The sequence below is a fragment of the Pantoea sp. X-Soil-ISGK-285 genome (assembly GCF_059730815.1).
The window spans coordinates 11,399-33,002 of the sequence record NZ_AP035941.1; the positions used below are offsets into that span (position 1 = coordinate 11,399).

Here is a 21,604-nt window from a genome sequence, read left to right on the forward strand (position 1 = left end):
ATGAAAGACATAAGACGGCCCTACGTGAAAAAAATGGTTGTTTTTTAATACCCGGGCGGGCTTTGTTGAGAATTTTAGATTCAGAATGACCTGCTTTCCCACCAAGACAAGCCGCTACAGGAACCTTCTCTTTTGGCACATAGCGGACCGACCGTTTTATCCTCAGGGTTTAGCGTTTAATCGTTTGAGAGCCTGTTCTATTTTTTCAGCATCCAGCTCAACAATGGCTCTCTCATCGGGGGTAAGTGGAACTTCTTCAAGGTAACGTCTGACAGAGGCTTTGCTTTCCAGTATCAGCCCGCGCGCGCTGTCCTTCAGCAGGTTAAAATCACAGCCAACGCAGGCCATCCGATGCTGACAGCTGCTCCAGAACGGATTTGTGCAGTAGGAATCGCCCAAATCATAGTAGGTCGCGGGGCCGGTCAGGCTGGCGGCTTCGGGATCGTGATCAATCAGTACGCTGATCATGTGAGCGACCCTGTCTGCTTTAACGAACGAGGCGGCCATCTGCGTCGGGCGAATACGCAGATAATGCATGGTGGACTGAGGCGTTGAATGGCCTGTCCACTGCATCAGTTCATACAGCGACATCCCCTGCGGTACACTCGCCAGCGCGGTCACTGCTGAGGCCCGCCCCCGGTGGCTGGTTATTGTGCCACCGCTGTCTTCTGTGGGTACGCCGGCCCGCGCGCAGAGCATCGGTATCAGCGTGCGGTTCATGATAGAGCTGCCGGCGGGCTTCCCCCGGTACTGAAACAGAAGCCGGACTTTCTCACCGGTCCGTTCATCAGTCAGCATTGCCTGTTCTGCCGGACGTTCGGCCAGCCAGATGTCGACATATTTCTTCACCACTGCCGCCACCGGTTTAACAAAGGCTTTTGAGGTTTTTCCGGCAGGGATATGCAGGTAACACAGGGTTCCGGCCGGGATGACGTTGCCGTCATCTTTCACGATATCGTCCGCCTGCGGCGCGATGCACCCGGTCGTCAGGCGGAGCAGTTCGCTCTTTCTTACCCCCGCATGGGTCCAGATGACGGCCATCGCCTGCAGCATGGCCAGCGGATAATGTATTTCAGTGAGCAGATCTTCCTGACGCAGATTGAGGCTGGCCCAGATGAGCTTCAGCCAGACCGGATCGTCAATCACACGGGGATTAACGCCGCAGCGGAACAGCGGCGTATCCGGTGTGGAAAGATGACGGGCAGGGCTGAAGCGCAGGCGCCCCCAGCCCCAGTTTTCATAATCGATCATAAAACGGCGCAGCGAATAGATAAAATTTGCCCTGGAATGCGGCATCATGGGATCGCCGGATCGCACCGATTGGCGGGTGCCTCGTTCCGTGCCCAGCTGCAGCTCGTCCACGTTCATCCGGCCAACCGCCGCGATGAAGCTGGCGCAGGTTTCCATCGTCCAGTCCGCCGGTTCCCGTACCGTCGAATTCTCCTTTTTCAGCCAGAGGCCGCAGCGCAGAATAAAACTGTACTGACTTTCGCGGGTGCGCGGCCTGAGCACCGACGTTTCCCGCCAGCGCCGGCACCAGTGCACCCAGGCCGGATCGATCCCTTTCACCGGCTTTTCATACCACTTCGTGTAGTTTCGCATTCTCATCGGGGCGCTGAAAATGCCCAGCGCGGCAAGTGCGTGTGAAACGCGGCCGACGTAACGGGATATCCCCTTGTCTGTCCCGATCTGGGCGCGCCAGAGGAGTTCAGGCGTAAACGTCTCCAGCCGCGGATCCCGGTTCATGATCATCAGCGTGGCCAGTATGCCTGAGACATGGTTTTTCTGGCTGGCCGGAGCATAACCCAGCGACGTCAGCGTATCCGTCAGCCGGTCCAGCTCCTGGTAATAAAAAGCCTGACCGAAGATGGCAGAAGCATAGAGCGCGGGTTTGCGGATATCAGGCAGGCTGAGCGGGTCATACAAATCCACCAGATGCCAGGCAAAAGCGGCCATTAACGGACGGCCCTCCCTGACTTCCCGGCTGAGCGTCTGCCAGCGTTCCTGCGGCCAGCACCAGCAGGGCATTCCGGTTGCATGCATTTCGCGCAGCAACCTTGCTATCACCAGCCCGGCGATTTTGCTGCCGCATCCGCTTCCGGCAGCAATATCCGTCAGTGGCCTGATGAGGTCCGGCGCAGGCTTCATCCGTAACATACCGGACCGGCTGTGGGAGCTGGCCAGCGCCGTTCGTTCAGAGGAGGCCAGCGACCTCTCAAGCCGGTATTCAGTCATGTCGAACGGACGCCAGCTGCTTTCAATCGGTGTGTGTGGGCTCATGCTATTTCTCCGCGCTGAAAATGAGGTTCGCCATTCTGATATCTGCCGTTTCAATCGCGCCCGCCATCCTGGCAGCAAGATCGCGGCCCGACAGGTGGATATAAATCTGGGTAGTGGCCAGGTCGCGGTGTCCCGCATAGGTCGCCAGTTCGTGCAGCTTCCAGCCCGCGCGGGCCAGATGTGTGAGGCGAAGGTGGCGGAAAGTGTGCGTTGATATATCCGGTATCCCTGAAATCAGTGCCCATTTCCGTACCGTTTTGCTCCAGGTCCAGAATGTGAGCGGCACATCTCGATTACGATCGGAGTCAGAACGAAACAGGGCACCGCTGGTGATTCCTGCCCGCTTCATCTGTATAAGGTGGGCCGCCAGCACGGGCGAAACGGCCGGACTGTAACAGACGATGCGTTCACGCCGACTCTTCGTGGTTTCAGCCCGGATGCGGATAAGCCGGTGTGCAAAGTCGAGGTCTTCGATACTCAGGGAGGTAATTTCAGATCGCCGCAGCGCACCGTAATAGGTCAATGCCAGCATCAGGCGGTCACGAAGCGAGGATGAGGCTGCATGAAAAAGAAAAGACTGCCACTGTGCATCGTCGGGGATCTGTGGCAGCTTCACGACGCGGGGAATCAGGCCCCTGCCGACATTCAGCATGCCGGGCGTGCCGGAGCGGGGCAGCGGATTAACCGTGCAGAGGTCCAGATACATCAGAAAGTCATACCAGAGACGGATAGCGGACAGGCGCAACTGGAGCGTGGCGCTGGCCGCAGAAGAAGGCGTGCCGGGCAGCTGAGGGCTGATGTAGGCGGCCAGGTCTTCAAAACGGGCCTTTTCAGGTTCCACTCCGTTCTGGCTGCAGAACGCAAAATAATGGCGTAGGGCACTGCGGTAGGCTGTGAGCGTGGCCTGCGCCCGGCCCAGATCGGATAACAATTTCAGCCATCGTTCTGCCAGTAACAGAGCATGTTCATTGGGTGGAATCAGCATCGTGTTCTCCTCTGACAGCAATATCGCTGCTCAAAGTTTACTCACTCAATGTTGCATTCCACATAACTTACTAGAGCCCGTAATTCGAGCTAAACACATGAATCTTCTCAGGATATCCTTCATTTTTTATCTGAAGCCACGGTGCACCCATTTTAATACCCAGCGCTTTGGCGCCCGCCGAACGGGCAATGACGCAGCCGTCATTATTACTGAGCACAACCACCGGTTTACCGCGCAGGTCGGGACGGAACAGGGACTCGCAGCTCGCATAAAACGAGTTGACGTCCGCCAGTCCGAACATAGGCAGCCGTGACTGCGGCGAGCGTAGCGTGCTCACGTTTAAGGGCCGGCTTTTTTCTGTTCATCATTTGCATCCGGGCAGGGCGGTTATACGCTGTATACAGACGTTTTCAGACGCTTTACCCCGGGAGTCAACATATGGACGGTCTCACTTCTCCTGCCCGTTTTCTGGCGTACCTGATGGCTGAGCACGATATCTCCATCGCACAGCTGTGCCGGCGCAGCGGAATGGACAGTGCCGACGCCTGGGCCTTTCTGGCGGGACGGCTGCCGGTGACTCCGGCACTGGCGGAGCAACTGGGTCGGGTGTCTCATTCGCCCGGGTTCTGGCTGAACCGGCAGGCGCTGTGGGCACGCCTGGAGTCTGACCCGAAGGCTGACAATGACGGTACTGCACTGCGCTGAATCGCGGTGCGCCTGAGTGGCCATGCCGGACATAAAAAAGCCCGCCCGGCTTACACCGGGCAGGCAAATGCAGTTTTGCGTGATTCATCTTACGAATACCATCTTCAGCCGGGCCAGTTTATCAGCGTTCTGTGACAGACATATGACAGGAATGGCTGACCCTGTTCTCCCGCCCGATCCGGGTCGCTTCTCTGAAGGACGTCGCTGCGCTCCGCTTTTAACCGGCGCGCCGGCGTTGCCTGACGCCGGAAATCCTCTCCCTCAGCCACACTCTTTTCTCTTTCCGGGCTGCACCGTGCCTTCACGTTAGCCGGGCCGCTGCGCAGGCAAGGGTCCGTTACACCTCTCTCGTCACCCGTTCCCCGCCGTGCGCGGGACATTCAGTCCGCTCCGGCGACGCGTGCGGCTTCCTCCTTCGCCCGTTGCCTGCTCCGCTTTGCGCCCGTCTGCTGTGGCGGCACGGCGCAGGTGAGGCCGTGCAACCATTGACTGAGGAGAGAAACATGCCGAACTGGTGTGCAAACAGGCTGCGTGTGACCGGCCTGGCGGAGAACGTGAGTCAGGTGCGGGCGCTGATGCGGGGAGAGGTGCGTCCTGCATATGTGCGGGCGGAAAGAGAGGGCATCGTGGAGAGCGCGGAAAAGCTCAGCCTGAAAGAAATGCTGGTGCTCACCGGCGAGGCGCATCAGCAGAATGCGCAGCTGCTCTTTCTCGACAGCACCGGGCGGCAGTCAAATGCGAACGCCCTGTCCGTGCTGACGGCAGCGGGCGTGAAGCGTCAGAGCCTGAACGCACCGCCTGACGGAATTGAGGTGCGCGTGACCAGTATTCAGGACAAGCGCGACCGCTATCAGGCGCTGGCAGAGCGCTATGCCGGAATGGACCCTGCGGAGGGGCCCGTTACGGCCGTTGTGACAGGCCCGCGCGAGCAGAGCCAGCTGACCGGTGTTATCCGGAGTGCGCTGCAGGATGCCGGCAGGCTGGGACAGGAGTCGGTCAGCATCGTGGCGCGTACACCGGTGTTTGTGACGGCTAAAGAGCGCCGTCTCCCTCAGACCTACCGCGTCGGTATGGTGCTTGAGGACCGGTCAGAGAAAAACGAAACGCGGCACTACGTCAGCAAAAGCCGCTGCAGCTGGATGCGTTTGCTGATGCAGCTCGAAGGCGTGCCCGTCAAAGGGCCGGCTGACTCAAAGGTCATCGTGACTGAGTTTTTCGACTATGAATGCATCGCCTGCAGCATGATGGCGCCGGTGATGGAAAAGGTGATGACTGCAAACGCAGGTGTGCGCTTTGCGTTCCGGGACTGGACCATATTTGCCGCCCGCTATCCGGAATCAGCGCAGGCTTCACGCCGCGGACTGGGCATTTACCAGAAGCAGGGAGCAGATACGTACATGGCGTTTCATAACGGCATTTACCGGACCGGGCATAACGAAGGGAAGCTGACGGCAGAAGACATTGAGAAGGTTGCAGCGGCCGTCGGTGCAGTAGCAGCTTCAGACGAGGATAGAAACGTGTCTGACCACGTTACGGAGAACAATGCAGCTCTGGCTGAGATGCTGGGGCTGACGGGCACGCCGGGCATTATCGTGATGCCTGCAGAGAACGCCACGCCAGACAACACTACGGTCATTCCGGGTGTGGTTAGCGAACAGGTCATGCAGCAGGCTATTACGCGTGCTGAAAAGGAATGAAAAAAAACCGGCACAGGGGAAGCAGTGCCGGGTTAAACACCACAAAAAGGATTAGGCTACCGGATGCATGGGGACCACTTCCGACAGTCTGAGTAAGTATCGGCCACCCCTTAAAAACCTTTACCACATGACGTCATAAAAAATCCCGGCACGTGTGCCGGGAGGGTAAAGCCTGTCAGTCTGCTCTTTAGCGCCAACCAGTGAGCATTGTCCGGGGTATCGGCCATTCCGCCAGAACCTTTACCCCCTGACGGGCATGCCGCTCAGGCTGTTCGTTCCTCGCGGTGCTGCGGTACGCCTCAGCCTGACCGCCCTGCCCGTCGCAGAATAAACCGATCATTCGCGATCGCACCACAGCCTGCTGCCTGAACATCAGGAAATACCGCTCTCAGACGTCTTCCCGAAGATCACCGTCCCGCCAGACGCGTGATTTGAATTAAGTCAGCCTGCAGATGTGAACCCGGTCACGGTAAACTTTATCGGTGAGCTTTTTTTATCCACACGATTCATGCTATGTACAAACTGTGCTGGATTTAAGCGGGTGAGATGGGTATTCTTTTCAGAATTCGCCGGGCGGCGATCTTTATTTGATCCCTGTTGATTACTGTGGTGGTTAACGACAGGGTGTGCAGTAAACCCGTAGCCGGACATGCGCGGCGCGGGAAAGAACTAACCGGATGGGACGTATCCGTAAAAACGTCCAGGGTATGGAGCCCTTGTTTCACCGGGCTCTGAATGCAAAAACCCCCTGAATTCTGTCTCAACTTGGCGGAAGGTTCAGAAATCAGGGGGTCCAAAAGCAGGCGCTGGCCTGTGAAGGATTATAACGCATGCTTTTCATAAGACAACCCCTGTCCGCCATAAGTTCGGGACAGGGTGAATGACCAGATTTTAATCGGGTTAAACCGCCCGAACCTCAAGAATGACGGACGCCACCGCGGCGATCACTCCGTCGCCTGTAAGTGCTCAGACCCTGAATGGTTTGCACCCGCTGATTTCCGGCGCCTGCCGGGACAGATGGGGCACGCCATGAGCCGGCTCGTTATGAAAGACAAACGCACCGGCAGAATGATGCTGCGCCAGCGCATGTCCCGTCACCCCTATTTTGTGCAGCTGCGCGAAGCCGCCGGCCGCAAACGCGATTTCCGGCCGGAAAAGCAGGCGCTTTACGATGCGACCTGGCCGCTGGTGATTCAGCGCGCGGACTTTGCCACCTCTGTGGTCACCTTCAACGGCAGCAGGCTGGCCGACGAGCTCAGCCCCAAAGATGAGAACGGCAACGTCATTCCGGAAACGCGCGTTGAGCCTTCCCGGCTTTCGCGTCTTTTTGAGGAGTGGGAGCGCTTTGGCCTGATTGAGCGTCCGGATCTGGAAACGGACCCGGCCACCGGCTACTGCATGCCACGCCACATCGTGCTGACGGACCGCTTCTGGCAGCTGTGCGGCATCGATATGGATAAGTTCCTGGCGGAGCGCAACGCCCGCCTGGCGGCGCAGGCCGACGGTATTATCGAGCCCGGTACGCACGCCTCCCTGCGCGCCGCGCGCCGGCGCTGGTATGAAAACATGCGCATGGCCACGCTGCTGAGCCGCCGTGAAAAGGCGTCCCGGAACAAGCGCCGGAACAGGCTGGGTAAACTTTCTCTCGACGACAGGCGCAACGCGATGGCCAAACTGTTGCGCATGCGACCGGCGCACGAATGGATGAAACTTTCCCCGGATGAGTTTGACCGCCTGGTCTGGAAGAGTCTCCGTCAGCTCGATCTCGGGCTGGACTACGAGCCCGCCCCCCCGGTACCTGACCGGGTACACTAGCGCCAACTCTTTTATTTACCGCCTTAACTGGCGGTAAAGGCGTTTGTGCCGGGTATAAAATCCCGGTTCTGCGCGCGCATCCCGCCGTTAATTCCGCCTCAAAAAAGCAGATACCCCACCCAATGGCCACGGCCGTTATTTTTATCCACAGTTACCCGCAATTAATATGCGCCATTTACCTGCAACTACTGTCTGTGTTACCTGCAAGATATTCCTGACTTACGTCAGTAAGAGATCTTCATAAAGATAAGGTGTTTTTCATGCAGGCATTCCGCAGGGATAAATTAATGCCTTCGCTCGCAGCGGCCGCATGCGTCCGCGCCGCTCAGAATCTGAAATAGCTCCCGCTGACGCGGGCCCCGATCTGTGCAGTTAGTTACAACAGTCAAAGATTCACTGTGGTCAGACAGCACAGGCCTGAAAAACCACGCCCCTCTCCGGGAGAGCACACGAAGCCAGACCTGAAACCCGGTTGCCCCCACTGACCAGCCGCCCCCGCCCGGCCCTACGGGCCGGAACAGGCGTGGCTGATGAATGGGTGTTGTAACTAGTCAGTTTGTATTGCTGTAAGAGGAGCCGCGGATTCGTCCTTTCGTCTTCGACCATCTGACTGATAAGCTGCTGAAAGGCCGCTGCTTAAACGGCGTCTGGCAGGACGGGGTTGGGGTTTTGGCACCATCCGCCCTGTAACCGGCTCTGCCGGGCTTACGGCGCCCGATGGCATCTGAGCCGTCCTTAACAGTTTCTGGCGCCTCCATGCCGCTGACGCGGCATTCACGGGACAGGCTGCGCACTGCTCGCCTGTCCGGCTACGTCTGAGAGGTAAGTGCTATGCAGGTTACTGAACAGCAGTATGGGGAACTTGAGAAGGTTTACACAATGATCGGTGCCGTAGTCATGGCAATGGCCAGCGACGGTCTTGAAACCACGCGGCTGCGGATTGCCGGATTTATCCGTGAAGAACTGGCCAGAACGGAAGAGTGGTCACCGGAAATGAAAACGCTCATGCAGAGCGCGGTAGATTCGCTGGAGACTTATCCTGACCAGGAAATCGTCGAGGGGCATCGCGACGGCGATTATGGGTTTCTCGGAGGGCTGATGTCATAAAATTCCGGTTATCAGGGCCACCCTTTTGCTGTAGTCAGGCTTCATGCTATACGTTAAAAGAAAAACCTGAACGTCAGTCATATCGCTCAGTACGGGCTCATAAATGGGATAAATAAAATGAAATTTAAGAATTCAATGATTGTGGTTCTGCTGACAACTTTTGGAGCATCGGCGGCACCACTAACGGGTGATGCCCTTAAACACCATGTTAAAATTGTATGCGGAATGCGTGACACCCTTGATTTGAAAGTACCTTTTGACAACCATGTTCCAACTGAGCCATTAAATGGAATAAATCGCGGCGTTGTTCACGCTGCAAAGGATGCAGCTGCCAAGAAAGATAGTACAGTCCTCTCAGAGAACCTGAGTGATTGTCAGACGCACGTGGAATCTCAGTACAACTCAAATCCCAAACTTTATGGCAAAGATTGAGATGGTTGATAAATGAACAGACTGCTATTACAGGTTTGTTCACTTTTTATATTCCGCTCGGAGCTCCACATACCAGGAAAATTGAAGCCGTGCATGGCAGATGATATGTAGAGCGGTATAGATAAGCTGGAGATATCTTCTTGATATAGCCCGCTCTGTGAATGCTTGCCTGCATCACTAAGATTATCACTGGTATTGAAATTATTGGTCAAAACTTCGCTGTTTAGTGCCCCCCTGATGATGAATGGTGAAACGCACAAGATTTGCAACCTCTTACAGTGCCGGTTATAAATTGAGTCAGACACGTGCCGTTACGACAAGGAGGATTCTGTGGAAGACGGGCAGGGATTGAGGATAGCGCTTTCACCGGTGCAGCTGGCAGCCGTACTCTCTGATCGCAGTATCAGTGAAGGTGAATCAGCCAGTAACCGTATATCCGGCGGGCTCGGACTGGCGGGTGGCGTCGTTGAGATGTTCGGTGCCGGTGCCCTGTGCGTGGTGCCGGAGCCCACTATGCTGACCAAAGCCGGCTGCGTCTTTGTCGGCACGCACGGACTTGATACTATCCAGGCCAGTATCCGTCAGGTCTGGACCGGCAGGCAGGTCAATACAGATATCTTCAATTCAGCTGTGGCACTCGCGCAATCGCTCGGCGCTGACCGCCAGACCGCCATGAAGGTGGGCCTGACGGTCGATATCGCCATACCAATGGCGTTTGCACTGGCGGCCGGGGCAGAGCGGGTCATTGCCGTACGCCGTGGGCGGTTCAGAATTGCTGAGCACGAGTCACTTTCAGGACGTGCGCCCGGTGGCCATACCATCGAGCGACACATCGGTAAATCGCCGGATGAGCTACGCGAAAGGCTTATCAGAGAGCCCAGGCTTGAAGAATCCAGCAGCTTTAAATCACTCCGTGAGGCAGAGGCAATCATCAGCCGGGTACTGGCGGATAATAAAAATCAGATAGCGATGTGGGTGAAAAACGTTCCGCCCGGCATGCGCGCCCGCATGCGGCTCAGCCGGCGGTTTGCGCATCCCACGGGGATTATGGTGCGCAGAGCAAATCAGGAAACCGTTACCTGTTATGCCGTCCGCGTGGTGATTGATTTCAGGTCATTTAACGGAAAACCCTATTTTATTCTGACTGCGTTTCCGGAGGTATAGTGGATCGTATCAGCATCAGCGAACTGGATAATTTTATCGGCGTCTATTTCGGTCAGGATTACGTTATGGCGGAACCCGGACATGAGATAGAGCCCAAGATTCAGGCCTACATTCACGACATGCCCGACGCGAATCTTCACGCCCTGCTGGCAGACATTGAGCTGTTTCTGGACGAGTGCGACGATACCGAGCTGGATTTCCGGACGCATTACAAAGGGGAGTTTGTGCCGGCGAACTGGGACACCACGGCGCAGGCGTTTCTGGAGTTGGTACAGGCGCGGGTATCTGCCGCGCTTAATAACCGTGAACGCTGATATCTGGCCGTCGATCCCCGCGAAGCAGTCAGCATTGCCGGGTCCCTGTTTGTCCGGGTTCCCTTTTTACAGACTACAGTGAATGCCCGGGGTGGCTCAGAATAACGGACATGGAGCGGACGAGCTGCCAGTGAACAGCCGGATACAAACCATTATATTTTACCCTGCACAGGCATTCTGTACGTGCGATCCGTACTTTACGATCAACGATTTCATTCATCAGGGACCTGCCCGGAATAACGCCATGAACAGACATGAAGTGACGTCTGCGCTTTTCAGCAGCGCGGGATACGATGCGACTACCGGCGTGCTTGAGCTGGAGTACCGGAACGGCGCGTGCCGGCGCTGGCTGGCCGTGCCTGCAAAGGTATATCAGGCCTTCTGTGCGGCCGCAGACAGCGACACTTTTTTCAGGACCAGTATCGATGGACGCTACCTCTCTGTGCGGGGCAGCCTCAGCCTGCGGCGCGATGTCTGAGGCCATCATCATCTGCGCGTTGCATCATAGTTCTCCAGCGCCTGCTGGCGATAGTAGCGGACGGGTGCCCTGCGCTCAGCCCGTACCCGGCCTTTTTCATGATTATACGGGCAATGCTCTCACTCAATTTACAGATGAGTGAGAGCATTGCACCGTTAATATCACCGCGTGATGTAAGCATGTTTATTTCGTGAAATTCGTTCATTGTTCCCCTGCTCCCTGTGTGAATTATATTATTGGCAGGGATTAATAATAAATTAACCTGAATTTTTATCCTTTGTCGCGACAGTAACTGGGCGTTATTTAATTAAATAAACGCGCTGCGTGATAGAATGGTGACTTATTTATCCTGCAGGGCGACTATCCATGATTAAATATAAACCCGGAGTAATAGCGTTATGCGCGATTGCATTTATGCCCTGTTCGTTCGCTACGGTGACGGCAGGGTTCTCTCCCGGCGGTACGGCGCTGAACCTGATACTGCAGTTCGCCGGCAGCGCACGCCAGAGCACGGATGTAGCGGCCTATGACTTCACCAGTCAGCCCGTGGCGCAGGCGCTGGCTGCTTCTGTAGCGCGGGGCGTGTCAGTGCGCCTGGTTGCCGATGAAAAGAAAAGCCGGGACCACTGGTCACTCGTCAGCGCGCTGGCCTGCGCGGGTGTGCAGGTGCGCGTCAACGGCATGTACAGCATCATGCACAATAAATTTATTGTTGCTGACGGAAGCGCGGTTGAAACCGGATCGTTTAATTACACGTCATCGGCTGAAAAAAGAAATGCTGAAAACGCGCTGGTTATTACGGGCGAGCCGGCAACCGCGCGACAGTATCAGACGGAATTTAACCGTCTGTGGAATGAATCTTCGCCTGTAACCTGCTCAGCGGACAGGCTGAATTAAGAAACATGCAGGTCTCATATTCAGTATTGTGATCGGGAGGTGGCTTATTATGGCGGCAAAGAAAACATTTCCGGTGCGGTTTGCCGGCCAGCGCGGAACGCGGGAATGCGCCGCAGACTTCCGTGCGGATAAGCCGGAACAGTGGCAGCGCTGGCTGAAATACGCGCGGGATAATAAAGCCACCACGGTGGTGACCTGCCTGTGCCGGCCACCCGATGAGAACGCGCACTGCCGGCGCCTGAAGGTGCACCTTTCCCAGAAAACAGATCAGTGCTGGCTCGCGTCATGGCCTTTTTCCGGCCATGAGCACGCACCGGACTGCCGCTTTTATTCCGTCTGGTCAGATGAAAGGCAGGCCGCTATTTATGCACCTGACGCCGTAAAGGCGTCACCGGACGGGAACATTGTCATACGCCTTCCCACCGGTCTGCAGAAGAAAGATATCCAGGAAAAAAAACCGGATGCGCTCCCGGTCAGCGCCGGACCTGTTAAGCGGCGCCGGCAGCCCTCGATGCGCCCGCTGGGGTTGCTGCACCTGCTCTGGGAGCAGTCCGGCATAAACGTCTGGTACCCCGCCTTTGACCGGAAAAAACGCTATCCGGGCTGGGTCAGCTGGCGGCTGAATGAAGCGGCCGCACGCGTACGTATCGGACGGGTCCCGCTGCAGCAGTCGCTGCTTCTGATGGCCACGAAGGACTCAGCGCAGGCCGTGCAGAACCGTCATGTTGCCAGAGACGCCGGCAGCAAGTCACGCCGTCTCATCCTGATCTCGCAGCTGGCTGCCTGGAGCGACGCGGCCGATGCGCGACTGGAGTCCACGCTTCCGCTGGGACTGTTTGCCGGTTTTCCCGCGCTGCAGCTGCCTGATGACGTCAGAGCGCGCCTCGCGCGGAGCTTTTCGCGCGAACTGGGAGACTGGCGCCGCGGTGCCCGGGTCATGGTTATCTGTGAAACCGAGCCGCCGGAAACGGTTTTTATCCGAAGAGACGGGCAGAACCTGCCGCGCAGCAGCTGCAGGATAATCGATGCGGCGCTGATGACCGTCAGTCCGCGTTATATTCCCCTGGACTCACGCTATGAGGGAATGGTTGAGGTACGCCTGTGGGAGGAAAAGCGCGCGTTCATCAAGCCGCTGCGCTATGACGGCGAGGAAAATGTTTTCCCTGACTTCGTACTGACTGACGTTGCCGGCGCTGAAGCCCTGCCGATGGAGGTGTTCGGTATGAATACCCCGGATTATCTGCAGCGTAAACAGGTTAAAACGGTGACGTACGACAGAGAGTTCGGGGCCGGGCGATGGTGGCAGTGGGATGCCTCAGCAGACCCTGAAGGCCATGATATACCGGCCTTTCCGCCCCGCTGAGCACGGTTTAATGCAGGCAACTGTCCGGTTGGCGGCATATACTGACATTCTGAGTAACGGATACGCACTGTGTGGCAGACAGCGGCGTTACAGGTTCACGTCTTAAAGCTGAAAAGCTGTCAGAATGGAGTATTTTCATGGCCTTTCAGAGCCCGGCCCAGAACTACACCGAAACACGCCTGAGTCTGGGTGACCTCGTTCATCTTTCACCTCATTCAACCTACCTGATGCGCAGCGACAGCAGCTTTCCCGATGCCGGCATCGTGAAAGGGTCTGTGCTGGCCATCGATCGTTCGCTGGTACCGGCGCACGGTCAGCTCATTGTGGCCGAGTCCGACGGGGAGCTGACGCTGCGGCGCCTGCTGCTCGACCCTGTTCCCGCCCTGCAGGCGCCGGATGCGGATGAAACCATCACCCTGCTGGATGTGAGTCAGGGACTTCCCGTGTGGGGTGTGGTTGCCTACGCACTCACCGATGTGGCCGGGCTGGGATTCAGCGGACCGGCGGGAGAGTAATCATGTTTGCGCTGGCCGATGCCAATAATTTTTACGCTTCCTGCGAAACCGTATTCAGGCCTGATCTGCGCGGTAAACCTGTCGTCGTTGTGTCGAATAACGATCTGAGTGATAAGTAGTGTTAGTTAGTTTCGTGGTTTCAATTTTTCAGGTTTGAAGAATTGAATGGTCCGCTATGTGCGAAAAACGGGTACTGAGTGTGAAGACCGGGGGGCGTAACTCAGCCCGAACTGATAAGCCCGACAAACCTGTCAACCAGTGGGTTTTCACTCACTGATGACCAGGCAACGGCGGTGGTAATGACCTGAATGTTTTCTTCCAACGGGATGGTGACCACGTTTGCAGGAGAAAGGCGCTCCAGAGAAGCCGGTACCAGCGCTACTCCCTGCTCACAGCTGACAAACGCAATCTGCGAAGCAACGGACCGCACCTCGTGCAGGATCCGGGGTGAAAAGCCTTTTTCACGGCAGGCTGCGGTTATAGAGTCAAAATAAACCGGGCTCAGATGACGCGAAAACATCACCCACTCTTCACTCATCAGTGAGCGGAGAGCGATCCGGTGCTGCCCCGCAAGCCGGTGATTATGAGGCAGTGCGACAACGAGCCTGTCACTGGAAACCGGCATTTGTTCAATGCCTTCCCCCATGTCACCCGTAAGGCGGGCAAAAGCAAGGTCGATTTCTCCGGCGGAAAGTGCCGGAATAGCCTCAGCGCTGTCAATTTCCTTGACGGAAACGGTCACCTCCGGCATCAGCGCTTTCATCTGCTTGATGTAGGCCGGCAGAACATCAAGCATCGCGGTACTGATGGCCCCGATGGTCAGCATCCCGGTATGGCCTGCTACCGCCTCACTGACAGCCAGCTCCAGCCGTTCAGCCTGTTCGGCAAACTTTCTTACTGCCGGCAGAATGGCCTGTCCCGCCGGCGTCAGCTGTATTTTTCTTCTGGAGCGGTCAAACAGCTGCACCTTCAGCGTCTGCTCCAGCACCTGGATCTGCTGCGTCAGGGGCGGCTGCGTCATGCCCAGTCTCTTTGCGGCCCGGCCAAAGTGTTTTTCCTCGGCCACGGCCAGAAAAAGCCACATGTGCCGCAGTATGCGAAAATTCATCATCTCCTCCGATACGTTTTTTATATCAAACCAATTCGCAATAAGGATTTTTAATATCAGACTGTACCGCTGATAGTGTCTGACATTCAACCAATCGCGGAGTGTGTTTTATGACGACGGACCTGGCATTAGCGAGGCTGGCTGAGCTGGACACCAATACGGTGTCAGACGCGCTGGATTTTCTTGACATCGAGGGGGCAACCTGGGGGATCGTTCCGCTGTGGGGCTGCCCGAAAATTACCGGGCGTGCCAGCACCATCCAGCTGGGCCCCAAAACCGATACCGGACCCACGGTACACCTTATTTCGCCCGTCATTGATGCGATTACCAGTAACGATCGCATTCTTGTCATCGCAGGTGGACAGGCGGGCATTTCCTGCTGGGGCGACATCCTGGCAAACGCGGCACGGGGCCGCGGCGTCCGGGGCTCTGTGATCGACGGCCTGAGTCGCGACATTGAGGGAAGCGAAGCCATCGGATATCCGGTTTACGGGCGCGGCGTAACGATGATCAGTGCGCGCAACCGGGTTATTCAGCTTTCTTCCGGACAGCCGGTCAGGTTTGCCGGCGTCGAGGTACGTCAGGACGACTACGTGATTGCCGACCGCTGCGGCACCGTATTTATCCCCGCTCATCGTATTGACGACGTTCTCGGACTGGCGCAAAAGATCGCCCGCCGGCAGGCCGGTATGGTCCGCGCCGTCCGCCGCGGTAACGCAGTGGCTGACGTAATGCATGACAGCGCCTTTGATGCCATCAGTACGGAGTCTGAAAATGACTGATAAAGATTATTCGCTTACCGATCTGTTCCGCGGACTGGACACGGCCGGCGTGTCCGATGCACTCGATAAGCTGGGTTTGCCGGGTCAGTGCTGCGACATCATGCCGCTGGATGACTACCGGCAGGCGACGGTCGGAGTGGCATGGACCGTCCGTTACGAGCCCGCCAGCAGTCCGCCCGGCACGGTAGGGGATTTTATTGATGACGTGCCGGCCGGAAGTTTTGTGGTTATCGATAACAACGGGCGCACTGACTGCACGGTCTGGGGCGACATCATGACTCAGGTGGCCGGAATGAAGGGGATTGCCGGCACGGTCATTGACGGTGTCTGTCGCGACGTGCACAAAGCGCTCGGGGATGGCTATCCGATGTTCACCCGCGGGCGTTTTATGCGGACCGGAAAAGATCGCGTGCAGGTGAGTGCGGTGAATCAGCCGGTTTCCATCGGAAGCGTGCGCGTCGAACCTGGTGACGTGGTGATTGCCGATGCCAGCGGCGTGGTGATTGTTCCGTCCGCAAGGGCAGAAGAGGTCGCGCGGGTTGCGCAGGACATTGAAAAAACTGAGTCGCAGATCCGCGAAGCGCTGGCGGAAGGAAAATCTCTTCGCCAGGCACGTGAAGAACTGGGCTATCACCTTCTTCAGAGGAAATCATCATGACATCGGTAACGGAGCAGCATGCCCGCCGGGCACTTGAGCTGGGCAGCGCCACGCTATACGAAGCCTCCGGGCTCGACTGTGCGGCAGATCCGCAGATCCGCAACATCTGGCGCGGCATGGCGATCGCGGCCCCGGCCTTTCCCGTCGCCTGTTCACCCGGCGATAACCTGGCGCTGCACCTTGCGCTTGAAAAGGCTCCGCGTGGCAGCGTGCTGGTCGTGACCACGGACGGCCACCTGGCCGGGTACTGGGGAGAGGTGCTGACGGTGGCGGCCCGGGCGGCCGGCCTTGCAGGCCTGATTACGGACGGCGGCGTCCGCGACATCGCGGCCATTAAGAAACACGACTTTCCGGTTTTCGCGCGCGGGGTGTCAGTGCGCGGCACGATAAAGAGCAGCTTTCAGTCCGTGGGGCAGCCTTTCCGCTTCACCGGCATTCCTGTCGACGCCGGTGACGTCGTTGTGGCGGATGATGACGGCGTCGTTATCATTCCGGCCGCTGAATTTTCCCGCGTGCTGCAGGACGGCGAGGCGCGTGAGGCAAAAGAAAGACTGATGATGGAAAAACTTAATGCAGGCAGCACCACGGTAGACTTAATGGGTCTCTCACAGTGGAGAACGCAATGACCGGGATTCAGAAGCTGAACCACTATCTTGACAGCGTCAGGCCTTCAGCCACCTACAGGATCATGGACAAGGTTGCGGAGCTGAAGGCGCAGGGGCGTAAAATCATTTCGCTCAGCGCCGGCGAGCCGGATTTCCCCACGCCCAGGCACATCTGCGCGGCCGCGATGATTGCCATACAGGACGGTCACACAAAGTACACACAGGTTGCCGGGCTCCGGGCGCTGCGGGAAGCCGTGGCCCGGAAGTTTAAAACGGACAACGGTCTGGATGTGTCCTGGGAAGACACGCTCGTGGGAAATGGCGGTAAACAGATTATCTATAATGCGCTTGCCGCCACCCTGAACGACGGGGATGAGGTGATCATCCCGGCGCCTTACTGGGTGAGCTATCCGGAAATGGTGCAGCTCTGCGGGGGAATACCGGTAATGCTGACGTGTGACGGCGGCAGTGGCTTCAAGCTGACGCCGGAACTGCTTGACGCGGCAGTCACCCCCCGCACGCGCTGGCTTATCCTTAACTCACCGTCCAACCCGACGGGGGCGGTTTACAGCGGGCAGGAGCTGCAGGCGCTGGGCCAGGCACTTCTCCGCCATCCGCAGGTGCTCATACTCTCTGATGATATTTACGAGCACCTGATTTTTGACGGCGCTAAGTTTTCGACCATGGCCGCCGCGGTGCCGGAACTGCAGCCCCGCACGCTGACCATGAACGGCGTGTCCAAGGCCTGGTCAATGACCGGCTGGCGCATCGGGTTCTGTACCGGTCCGCGCTGGCTTATCTCCGCCATGGAAAAGCTGCAGGGTCAGCAGACCTCCGGTGCCAGCTCCGTTTCACAGCATGCCGCCCTGGCGGCGCTGAACGGCCCGCGTGATTTTCTGAATACCTCCCGCGATGCCTTTACCGCCAGGCGGGACTTTGTGCTGAGCCAGCTTAACAGCGCGCCGGGCATCCGCTGCGCGACGCCTCAGGGGGCTTTTTATGTATTTGCCCACTGCGGCGGCCTCATCGGAAAAACGTCCGCGGGCGGTGCCCGCCTGAATTCAGATGAAGACGTGGCCACCGCACTGCTTGAAGAAAAAGGCGTGGCGGTGGTGCACGGCAGCGCGTTTGGCCTCGGCCCCTATATCCGCATTGCCTACGCCACCGATGACGCCTCGCTGAAGCAGGCATGTCAGCACATTACCGATTTCTGTCGCGCAGCACGCTGAGCGGCAGTCACTACATTCAGCCCCTTTCAGTCATCAGGAGCAGCCAGCTTGAGCAGCGAGTTTGAAAGCCGGACCTACGGCATCACAGTTGATAAGACAGAAATGCGCATCGCCGCCATTCACCGTCCGGGTCAGGGTGAACCCGTTCTGTTTTTACACGGTTTTGGATCCACCAAGGAAGACTATGCGGACATCATTCACTATGCCGGATTTCATGGCCGCCCGTTTCTGGCCTATGATGCACCGGGCTGCGGTGAAACACAGTGCAGTGATTTAAGCGCAATCAGTATCCCTTTTCTTGCTGAAACGGCGCTGGCGATGGTCAGCGTACTGGGCTATGAGCGTTTTCACCTGGTCGGGCACTCAATGGGCGGACTCACCGCCCTGATACTGGCGCATGCACACCCTGAACGCATACTGAGCTTTGTGGACATCGAGGGGAATATTGCCCCGGAAGACTGCTTCCTGAGCCGTCAGGTCGTGAACTATCCTGCAGGCAGTGATGAAGAGTTTTTTGACAATTTTATCACCCGCACCCGGCACGCTCCTGCCTGGGCAAGTGCGCTCTACTCGGCCAGCCTGCGTCACAAGGTCCGCGCCGGAGCGGTGAGGCCCATTTTCAGGTCAATGGTGAACTACTCTGATCACGGTGACCTGATGGCCAAGTTTCTTAATCTGCCGTGTCCGAAAATGTTCATGTATGGTGAACAGAACGCCACGCTCTCCTATCTTGAGCAAATCAGCGCACATGGTGTGCAGCTGGCTCAGATTCCGCATTGCGGGCATTTTCCGATGTATTCGAACCCTGAACTTATGTGGCGTCATATAAGAGAGTTCCAGCAGGCAGCATCCTTTGCCAGGCGGGCACGCTGAGGGCCATAACCTGATCAGCGCAGCTCTCTGACGTCAGTCGCGGAGCTGCGCGCAGCCGTTTATCTGTCACCCTCAGCAGGCAGACAGACTGGCTGGCTGCCTGCATCACCGGGCGGCCATCCTGTGCGCACCGGGAAAAGTTCAGGGCTCTCACCTCAGAATAGCCGCATCCGGTCTGTGGTTTCGTAACGGCCGGCTGCCACGCAGCAGGCATTCTCAGAATGATGCGTTTATGCAGCTTGCCCGGGCAGGAGTAATACCGTCTGACGGTGAAACATGGCAATAAATGCCGAAACGCTGCTGTAACCCACCTCAAAAGCCACGCTTTCCACCTTCTGCCCTCTTTCCAGTAGGCTGACAGCCCTGACGACGCGCAGCCGCTGACGCCATTCATTCAGCGGCATGCCGAGTCTTTCCTGACACCTCCGGTTCAGCGTTCGGATGGTCGTACCCGCAGAGGCGGCCAGCACAGACAGCGGCGTTTTATCCGCGGGATTTTTCGCCAGCCTGTCGAGCACGGCGGCCAGCAGCGGATCGCTGGTAGACGGGAGGAAATTCTGATAGCGGGGTGCCGCGGCCAGCTGATCGCGCAGCACGTCAAGGAACCGGTTATTTTCAGCAGAAAGTGGCGCGCGGAGCGGATGCTGGCGAAGGTAATCGAGCATGGCAATGATCAGGGCGCTGACTTCCAGTGTGCAGGGCGTTCCCAGCATTCCCTGACAGAGTTCCGGCATCAGGTAGAACGAACAGTGGGACGCGCAGTAGTGGTTCAGACCTTCATGCACAACACCCGGAGGCAGCCATATTCCATAATGTGCCTGCGCTGTCAGATGATCAGCGTCCAGCCTGACCTCCATGACGCCGCTGAAAGAATACACAAACTCCCCCCTCGGGTGGGAGTGCACAGGATAAGCCGCTCCGGCGGGCATATTTGAAGATGCTTCTCATCTGATTCGCACTATTAAGTAGCTAACTAAAGTAACTCTACAAGTCTCATGACACAGAAAAAATTAGTAATTCGATACTGATTAAAATCATATCGTTACACATAATTAACTGTTAGCACCATTCAGATACAACGACGGATGCGTTATTGCACGTTCGGCCGAAGCAAAGCGCATGGGTATAAAAATGGCCGCCCCGCTGTTTCAGAACGAGCGCTTTTTCAGGCAGAACGGCGTTCAGGTGTTCAGCTCTAATTATGAGCTTTATGGCGATATGAGCAGCCGCATGATGGCCATCCTGGGCGAAATGGCCGCTGGGCAGGAAGTTTACTCGATAGATGAAAGCTTTCTGGACGTTACCGGGATTGGCAGCCTCATCCCGCTTGAGAAGTTCGGACAGCAGATGCGTGAGCGCATAAGACGGGAGACCGGACTGGTTATCGGTGTGGGGTTCGGGCCGACCAAAACGCTGGCCAAACTGGCCAACCACGCGGCCAAGAAATGGTCCCAGACCCGGGGCGTCGTTGATCTGTCAGATCGGAGCCGTCAGCGAAAACTTCTGCACCTGACTGACGTCAGTGACATCTGGGGGATCGGCCGGCGCATCAGCCTGCGCCTGAACCAGCTGGGTATCACTACCGCCCTGCAGCTGGCAGACAGTAACATCAGTATGATCAGGAAAAATTTTGACGTTATCACTGAGCGCACAGTGCGTGAGCTCAACGGCGAATCCTGTCTGGCACTTGAGGATGCGCCGCCGCCGAAACAGCAGATAGTAAATTCACGCTCTTTTGGCCAGCGCGTTACGCAACTGGAGGAGATGCAGCAGGCCGTGGTGCTCTACGCCACGCGCGCGGCGGAAAAGCTCAGGGAGCAGAACTCACGCTGCCGACACATAAGTGTATCCATCGCCACCGCCCGACACGGCGATGAGCCTCAGTATTCGAATACGGCCTCCCGCATCTGTGATTATCCTACGAACGATACGCGCGACATTATTGAATCAGCCATTCGAGGCCTCAGCACCATCTGGAGAGACGGCTACCGGTACGCAAAAGCCGGCGTCATGCTGGGTGATTTTTACCAGTCCGGGGTCGCGCAGTTTGACATGTTCAGCGAGCAGCAGCCGCGTGCAAACGCGGATGCGCTGATGGCCGCGCTGGACACCATTAACCGCTCAGGTAAGGGAAAGGTGTGGTTTGCGGGTCAGGGAGAACGTGACAGTGCCTGGCAGATGAAGCGCGAAATGCTGTCACCACGCTATACAACGAGGTTGAAAGACATACCGCTGGTAAAATGAAGTTGCTGAGTGACGTAAAATTATAAACGGACAATGAATAGAAACGAAAAAAGGCGGGGTGGAACCCCCGCCTTGATTCAAGTTCCTTCAGTCCTTACGGACGTCCGGTCAGTTGCCTGATAACAACGATAATGCGTAAGCTGACGTGCAGTATCTGCAATATCAGCAGGATTGATCCCAGCGTTATCACTTTAGCTTCTCCCTCACAGGAGAGCGCCACACGCCGCTTATGCCCTTGAACTTCCCTCACGGCGCGTATCAATGCGAGTCGATACATGCAGCACCCTATAAGTGGGGGCAGACCGGACGGCTCCACCCGTTTCCGGCCGGGAGAATCCGTTACATTCACCCGT

21 protein-coding genes and 2 pseudogenes are annotated in these 21,604 nt (G+C 57.1%); 18 read left to right on the plus strand and 5 right to left on the minus strand.

What is annotated here, in order from left to right; translation table 11 throughout:
* Window positions 1-162: 162 nt before the first annotated feature.
* From AC6I8B_RS22650 to AC6I8B_RS22660, 3 genes and pseudogenes are all read right to left on the minus strand, one after another.
* The gene (locus AC6I8B_RS22650; RefSeq protein WP_497817820.1) at window positions 163-2,280 is read right to left on the minus strand and encodes a tyrosine-type recombinase/integrase; all 2,118 of its coding nucleotides are present in this window, start codon (window positions 2,278-2,280) and stop codon (window positions 163-165) included.
* Between the two features lies 1 nt (window position 2,281).
* Window positions 2,282-3,265 carry a tyrosine-type recombinase/integrase gene (locus AC6I8B_RS22655; RefSeq protein ID WP_497817821.1) on the minus strand — a complete coding sequence of 328 codons (984 nt, stop codon included), beginning with the start codon at window positions 3,263-3,265 and terminating at the stop codon, window positions 2,282-2,284.
* Window positions 3,266-3,338: 73 nt separating this feature from the next.
* Window positions 3,339-3,566 (minus strand): annotated as a pseudogene (locus AC6I8B_RS22660) (Y-family DNA polymerase); the annotation flags it as partial.
* 137 nt (window positions 3,567-3,703) lie between these two features.
* Between AC6I8B_RS22660 and AC6I8B_RS22665 the strand changes: the two are divergent.
* From AC6I8B_RS22665 to AC6I8B_RS22720, 12 genes and pseudogenes are all read left to right on the plus strand, one after another.
* Window positions 3,704-3,970, plus strand: coding sequence for a helix-turn-helix transcriptional regulator (locus tag AC6I8B_RS22665; RefSeq protein ID WP_497817822.1), 267 nt, complete (start codon window positions 3,704-3,706; stop codon window positions 3,968-3,970).
* An 878-nt stretch (window positions 3,971-4,848) separates the two neighbouring features.
* The gene (locus tag AC6I8B_RS22670; RefSeq protein ID WP_497817830.1) at window positions 4,849-5,667 is read left to right on the plus strand and encodes a DsbA family protein; all 819 of its coding nucleotides are present in this window, start codon (window positions 4,849-4,851) and stop codon (window positions 5,665-5,667) included.
* Window positions 5,668-6,543: 876 nt separating this feature from the next.
* Window positions 6,544-7,482 carry a plasmid replication initiator RepA gene (repA, locus tag AC6I8B_RS22675; RefSeq protein WP_497817823.1) on the plus strand — a complete coding sequence of 313 codons (939 nt, stop codon included), beginning with the start codon at window positions 6,544-6,546 and terminating at the stop codon, window positions 7,480-7,482.
* A gap of 831 nt (window positions 7,483-8,313) precedes the next feature.
* Entirely contained in the window at window positions 8,314-8,589 is a 276-nt protein-coding gene (locus AC6I8B_RS22680) for a DUF2767 family protein (RefSeq protein WP_497817824.1), read from the plus strand.
* A gap of 117 nt (window positions 8,590-8,706) precedes the next feature.
* Complete coding sequence (locus AC6I8B_RS22685) at window positions 8,707-9,021, plus strand: hypothetical protein (protein WP_497817825.1); 315 nt, start codon at window positions 8,707-8,709, stop codon at window positions 9,019-9,021.
* A 330-nt stretch (window positions 9,022-9,351) separates the two neighbouring features.
* Entirely contained in the window at window positions 9,352-10,185 is an 834-nt protein-coding gene (locus AC6I8B_RS22690) for an RNase A-like domain-containing protein (RefSeq protein WP_497817826.1), read from the plus strand.
* Window positions 10,185-10,499, plus strand: a complete 315-nt coding sequence (locus AC6I8B_RS22695) for a contact-dependent growth inhibition system immunity protein (protein ID WP_497817827.1) — start codon at window positions 10,185-10,187, stop codon at window positions 10,497-10,499. The genes AC6I8B_RS22690 and AC6I8B_RS22695 overlap by 1 nt, the downstream gene beginning before the upstream one ends.
* 244 nt (window positions 10,500-10,743) lie before the next feature.
* The gene (locus AC6I8B_RS22700) at window positions 10,744-10,977 is read left to right on the plus strand and encodes a KTSC domain-containing protein (protein WP_033783562.1); all 234 of its coding nucleotides are present in this window, start codon (window positions 10,744-10,746) and stop codon (window positions 10,975-10,977) included.
* 366 nt (window positions 10,978-11,343) lie between these two features.
* On the plus strand, window positions 11,344-11,874 hold the full coding sequence (locus AC6I8B_RS22705) for a phospholipase D family nuclease (RefSeq protein WP_497817828.1): 531 nt from the start codon (window positions 11,344-11,346) through the stop codon (window positions 11,872-11,874).
* A gap of 49 nt (window positions 11,875-11,923) precedes the next feature.
* Complete coding sequence (locus AC6I8B_RS22710) at window positions 11,924-13,237, plus strand: DUF1173 family protein (RefSeq protein WP_497817829.1); 1,314 nt, start codon at window positions 11,924-11,926, stop codon at window positions 13,235-13,237.
* Window positions 13,238-13,374: 137 nt separating this feature from the next.
* Window positions 13,375-13,752, plus strand: a complete 378-nt coding sequence (locus AC6I8B_RS22715) for a S24 family peptidase (protein ID WP_305879618.1) — start codon at window positions 13,375-13,377, stop codon at window positions 13,750-13,752.
* 2 nt (window positions 13,753-13,754) lie between these two features.
* Window positions 13,755-13,856 (plus strand): annotated as a pseudogene (locus AC6I8B_RS22720) (Y-family DNA polymerase); the annotation flags it as partial.
* A gap of 116 nt (window positions 13,857-13,972) precedes the next feature.
* Here AC6I8B_RS22720 and AC6I8B_RS22725 read toward each other — a convergent pair.
* The gene (locus AC6I8B_RS22725) at window positions 13,973-14,863 is read right to left on the minus strand and encodes a LysR family transcriptional regulator (RefSeq protein ID WP_166712522.1); all 891 of its coding nucleotides are present in this window, start codon (window positions 14,861-14,863) and stop codon (window positions 13,973-13,975) included.
* A gap of 107 nt (window positions 14,864-14,970) precedes the next feature.
* On the opposite strand from AC6I8B_RS22725, the gene AC6I8B_RS22730 reads away from it, so the two are divergent.
* The 5 genes from AC6I8B_RS22730 (at window position 14,971) to AC6I8B_RS22750 (ending at window position 19,007) form a co-directional block, all read left to right on the plus strand.
* Complete coding sequence (locus AC6I8B_RS22730) at window positions 14,971-15,642, plus strand: RraA family protein (RefSeq protein ID WP_166712523.1); 672 nt, start codon at window positions 14,971-14,973, stop codon at window positions 15,640-15,642.
* Entirely contained in the window at window positions 15,635-16,300 is a 666-nt protein-coding gene (locus AC6I8B_RS22735) for an RraA family protein (protein WP_166712525.1), read from the plus strand. The genes AC6I8B_RS22730 and AC6I8B_RS22735 overlap by 8 nt, the downstream gene beginning before the upstream one ends.
* Window positions 16,297-16,926: an RraA family protein gene (locus AC6I8B_RS22740; RefSeq protein ID WP_166712527.1), complete on the plus strand. Its 630-nt coding sequence runs from the start codon at window positions 16,297-16,299 to the stop codon at window positions 16,924-16,926. Before AC6I8B_RS22735 ends, AC6I8B_RS22740 begins: the two co-directional genes overlap by 4 nt.
* Complete coding sequence (locus AC6I8B_RS22745; RefSeq protein ID WP_166712529.1) at window positions 16,923-18,134, plus strand: pyridoxal phosphate-dependent aminotransferase; 1,212 nt, start codon at window positions 16,923-16,925, stop codon at window positions 18,132-18,134. Before AC6I8B_RS22740 ends, AC6I8B_RS22745 begins: the two co-directional genes overlap by 4 nt.
* Before the next feature lie 102 nt (window positions 18,135-18,236).
* Entirely contained in the window at window positions 18,237-19,007 is a 771-nt protein-coding gene (locus AC6I8B_RS22750) for an alpha/beta fold hydrolase (RefSeq protein WP_166712537.1), read from the plus strand.
* Between the two features lie 230 nt (window positions 19,008-19,237).
* Here AC6I8B_RS22750 and AC6I8B_RS22755 read toward each other — a convergent pair whose 3' ends face one another.
* Window positions 19,238-19,936 (minus strand): AraC family ligand binding domain-containing protein, encoded by a 699-nt coding sequence (locus AC6I8B_RS22755; protein ID WP_305879619.1) that lies wholly within the window; start codon window positions 19,934-19,936, stop codon window positions 19,238-19,240.
* Between the two features lie 127 nt (window positions 19,937-20,063).
* Between AC6I8B_RS22755 and umuC the strand changes: the two genes are divergently transcribed.
* Window positions 20,064-21,251 carry a translesion error-prone DNA polymerase V subunit UmuC gene (gene umuC, locus AC6I8B_RS22760; RefSeq protein ID WP_305879652.1) on the plus strand — a complete coding sequence of 396 codons (1,188 nt, stop codon included), beginning with the start codon at window positions 20,064-20,066 and terminating at the stop codon, window positions 21,249-21,251.
* Window positions 21,252-21,604: the final 353 nt, after the last annotated feature.

What these genes read in the sequence shown, in the direction of transcription:
- AC6I8B_RS22650 (WP_497817820.1), bottom strand. Translation starts at nt 2,280, where the DNA reads ATGAGCCCACACACACCGATTGAAAGCAGCTGGCGTCCGTTCGACATG.
- AC6I8B_RS22655 (WP_497817821.1), bottom strand. Translation starts at nt 3,265, where the DNA reads ATGCTGATTCCACCCAATGAACATGCTCTGTTACTGGCAGAACGATGG.
- AC6I8B_RS22665 (WP_497817822.1), top strand. Translation starts at nt 3,704, where the DNA reads ATGGACGGTCTCACTTCTCCTGCCCGTTTTCTGGCGTACCTGATGGCT.
- AC6I8B_RS22670 (WP_497817830.1), top strand. Translation starts at nt 4,849, where the DNA reads ATGGACCCTGCGGAGGGGCCCGTTACGGCCGTTGTGACAGGCCCGCGC.
- AC6I8B_RS22680 (WP_497817824.1), top strand. Translation starts at nt 8,314, where the DNA reads ATGCAGGTTACTGAACAGCAGTATGGGGAACTTGAGAAGGTTTACACA.
- AC6I8B_RS22685 (WP_497817825.1), top strand. Translation starts at nt 8,707, where the DNA reads ATGAAATTTAAGAATTCAATGATTGTGGTTCTGCTGACAACTTTTGGA.
- AC6I8B_RS22700 (WP_033783562.1), top strand. Translation starts at nt 10,744, where the DNA reads ATGAACAGACATGAAGTGACGTCTGCGCTTTTCAGCAGCGCGGGATAC.
- AC6I8B_RS22705 (WP_497817828.1), top strand. Translation starts at nt 11,344, where the DNA reads ATGATTAAATATAAACCCGGAGTAATAGCGTTATGCGCGATTGCATTT.
- AC6I8B_RS22710 (WP_497817829.1), top strand. Translation starts at nt 11,924, where the DNA reads ATGGCGGCAAAGAAAACATTTCCGGTGCGGTTTGCCGGCCAGCGCGGA.
- AC6I8B_RS22715 (WP_305879618.1), top strand. Translation starts at nt 13,375, where the DNA reads ATGGCCTTTCAGAGCCCGGCCCAGAACTACACCGAAACACGCCTGAGT.
- AC6I8B_RS22725 (WP_166712522.1), bottom strand. Translation starts at nt 14,863, where the DNA reads ATGATGAATTTTCGCATACTGCGGCACATGTGGCTTTTTCTGGCCGTG.
- AC6I8B_RS22730 (WP_166712523.1), top strand. Translation starts at nt 14,971, where the DNA reads ATGACGACGGACCTGGCATTAGCGAGGCTGGCTGAGCTGGACACCAAT.
- AC6I8B_RS22735 (WP_166712525.1), top strand. Translation starts at nt 15,635, where the DNA reads ATGACTGATAAAGATTATTCGCTTACCGATCTGTTCCGCGGACTGGAC.
- AC6I8B_RS22740 (WP_166712527.1), top strand. Translation starts at nt 16,297, where the DNA reads ATGACATCGGTAACGGAGCAGCATGCCCGCCGGGCACTTGAGCTGGGC.
- AC6I8B_RS22745 (WP_166712529.1), top strand. Translation starts at nt 16,923, where the DNA reads ATGACCGGGATTCAGAAGCTGAACCACTATCTTGACAGCGTCAGGCCT.
- AC6I8B_RS22750 (WP_166712537.1), top strand. Translation starts at nt 18,237, where the DNA reads ATGCGCATCGCCGCCATTCACCGTCCGGGTCAGGGTGAACCCGTTCTG.
- AC6I8B_RS22755 (WP_305879619.1), bottom strand. Translation starts at nt 19,936, where the DNA reads ATGCCCGCCGGAGCGGCTTATCCTGTGCACTCCCACCCGAGGGGGGAG.